At 61.0% G+C, this 726-nt stretch carries 1 protein-coding gene and 1 pseudogene; both read left to right on the forward strand.

Translation table 11 applies throughout. The features are described from left to right. A partial coding sequence (locus tag AC5RWX_RS33960; RefSeq protein ID WP_494100530.1) for a DUF3471 domain-containing protein occupies positions 1-477 on the forward strand: 477 nt, incomplete at its 5' end. Positions 478-568: 91 nt separating this feature from the next. Next, positions 569-726: pseudogene (locus AC5RWX_RS33965) on the forward strand (GOLPH3/VPS74 family protein); the annotation flags it as partial.

A 726-nucleotide genomic window follows, 5' to 3' on the forward strand; every position in this document is an offset into this window, starting at 1 on the left:
GTGGCCTTGACGAACGGGCGCCCGCAAGGAATTCCTGAAGCAATCAACGCTGACTTCATGGACACAGCCCAGCACGGGCGGCCTACAGTCGACTGGCTGACCTTTATTGCCGGTATCTTCAGGCAACAGGACGAGGCCGGCAAGCCCGCGGTCGATTACACGAAGGTTCCCGCCAACCCCTCACCCGCCAAGCCAAACAGCGCCTACACAGGCACCTATAACAACTCCTACTACGGGCCGCTTGTGGTGTTCGAAGAGGGCGGGAAGCTGGCCATGAGAATGGGGCCGGCTGGCAGTCCCACTACTTTCCCGCTCACCCATTTCGACGGCGACACGTTCAGCTTCGAGTCCATCGGCGAGAACGGCAACGGCCTGGCCGGAGCAATTTTTGCCGGGCCAAACACCGGCTCCTCGCCCAGCGTCACACTGGACTTCTACAACAGAACAGGGCTGGGGACCTTCACACGGGCCAAGTAAGGCCAAGGATTCGTACGACGGCGGAAGGCCCCGCCGTTGTACGAAAGAAATCCTCGTTGTGGTGAATGCCCAACTGCGCCACCATGATGCTATGGATGCTGAAACACCTCAACCGGTGGAGCTGAGCCTCCCCCAGGCGTTCCTGCTGTTGGCCACAAATGACCAGAACGGCAAACCTGAAGTGCCGCTGTTCGCGCTCAGGACCACGGTGGCCGGGGCAATCCTGGCCGAGCTGGACCTGCTTGGCGC

This window comes from Arthrobacter sp. SPT-J7 (assembly GCF_059089965.1).